1 protein-coding gene is annotated in these 2,099 nt (G+C 43.4%); it reads left to right on the top strand.

What is annotated here, in order from left to right; translation table 11 throughout:
* Positions 1–120 precede the first annotated feature (120 nt).
* Positions 121–1,563 (top strand): IS110 family transposase, encoded by a 1,443-nt coding sequence (locus ACTNBR_RS16270; protein ID WP_427806202.1) that lies wholly within the window; start codon positions 121–123, stop codon positions 1,561–1,563.
* Positions 1,564–2,099 lie beyond the last annotated feature (536 nt).

The raw sequence follows: 2,099 nt of genomic DNA, 5'->3' as shown, positions 1-2,099 counted from the left end.
TGGAGCTTCCTGTATACTTTAAAGAGTAAAGGGAATTGACCAAAAAGAATACCTCAAGTAAATTTAGATTATTACTGACCGGGCAGTTAGTAAAATCTAAAAACACAAGAGGTATTCAAGATGAATGTTAAAGCAAGAAAAGCAAAAAGGCAAGTAAATGTAGAAAATCAGGCAATTAATCTTTTGTCAAAAGAAGAACTGATCAAGAAAATAGAGGTGGTAGAAAAAGAACTGAGATCCTATACCTGGCGGGAACTGGAAACAAACGGTAAGTTTGCTAAGAACGACAAACTATCCTTCATTACTGATGACATGCTTATAGTAGGATGCGATATAGGCAGTGAGACTCATTATATCAGGGCGATTGATGTCAGAGGAAGGGAGTTAAGCCGTGGAGCATTTGAATTCAGCAATACTTCGGAAGGCTTTGAGAATGCCAAGGCATGGGCGCTGGGACTTGCGGCAAAAAGCGATAAGAAACAGATAGTACTGGGTCTTGAACCGACAGGTCACTACTGGTTTGCGTTGGCTGCATGGATGATTTCAAACGGAATCAGCGTTGTTCAGGTAAATCCATATGCTGTAAAGCAGAGCAAAGAAATCGAAGACAACAGTCAGCTCAAGGATGACAGAAAAGATCCCAAACTGATTGCTAATCTTGTGAAAGATGGCAACTATGGAATGCCATATCTTCCGGAAAAAGTCTACGCAGATATGAGAAGGCTCTCCATGTTCAGGGATCAGCTTACCGAAGACAGGATACGAAATATCAATCGTCTCCATAGGGAACTGAAAATCTATTTTCCGGAATACATGGACGCATTTGGAAAAATAGATGGTGCATTCACACTGGAAGTACTGAAAGTATCAGCCATCCCATCGGATATCGCAGCACTGGGAGAGGAAGGCATAAAAAACATCTGGCATGATGCAAAACTAAGAGGACGCGGTTACAGCAGAGCCGATGAGATTTTGAGTTATGCAAAGAAAAGTGTGGGTCTTAAGGATGGGACTGATGCAGGCAGGGAGGCAGTGAAATGGTATGCAGAACAGATTCTGAAGCTGGGAGAGCAGCTTACATCGATTGAAAGTGCTTTACACAAAAAATGCAGGGAAATACCTTATGCAGAAAACATACTGGCAATCAATGGTGTGGGGGAAAACATACTGTCTGGAATACTGGCTGAAATGGGAGATATCAGCAGGTTTGATGATGTGAAGGAAATCCAGAAGCTAAGCGGGATGGGGCTTGTGGCCTGCAGTTCCGGCAAGCATAAAGGACAGACAAAGATCAGCCACAGAGGACGCAAGAGGCTCCGGTACTGGCTGTTCCAGGCAGCAAAGTCGGCAGTGTCGCATGCAGATGAATTCAGGCAGCTGCATGAGTATTACACAACACGGACCAACAATCCACTGAAAAAGATGCAGTCATTGATTGTGATAGCCTGCAAGATTCTAAGGGTGATTTACACCATCTTGAAGACAGGGACAACTTATGATCCGAAAAAACTGTTGAAGGATATCAAGCGCCCAGTATCAGCACAGGAAACATTGGTAGCATAAGAAGTAAAAAAAGCAACATAATCCAGAACTCTGTCGAGTGGCTGATGGAAGGCATCGGAGACTGGACAGGGTTCTGGAACAGAAACCCGTAAACGATGGAGTCTGAAAGGGACTGCATCTGCAAAAGACCAACAGGAAACAGTAGTGGTATAGCGTCCACTGAGAAAATCAGAACCACGACAGGTGAATGCAGGTCAGTAACAATCAAAGATAAAAACAAGAGCTGTAGCCGGCATCGGTTTTTTCCGTGGGGCATGACCCCGTCTTGGAGCTTGGCTGGCACTCAGTGTATGGTAGATGGGACGAAGGAAGTTGGGACACGATCCCCATAGACACGGAAGGTTCATCATCATAGTTGATCAGAGGAAAATAGCCTTTATAAAGCAAAGAAAAGGGATGCTTTATTAGCTATACCTGTTTATCAGCTATTCGGTACATGATACGATGATATCCATCACTCCCGGCTCTGTTTTTGAGGTAAATAAAAATCGTCAAAGCCAGTAAAATCAATAGATTTAGGCTTGACAGAATAGGAA

The sequence above is a fragment of the Bariatricus sp. HCP28S3_F11 genome, from assembly GCF_052065395.1.
Lineage (GTDB): Bacteria > Bacillota > Clostridia > Lachnospirales > Lachnospiraceae > Allocoprococcus.
This window is presented reverse-complemented; position numbering and strand designations above follow the sequence as displayed.

Excerpts from the sequence above, each read along its gene's own strand:
- ACTNBR_RS16270 (WP_427806202.1), top strand. The coding sequence starts at position 121 with ATGAATGTTAAAGCAAGAAAAGCAAAAAGGCAAGTAAATGTAGAAAAT.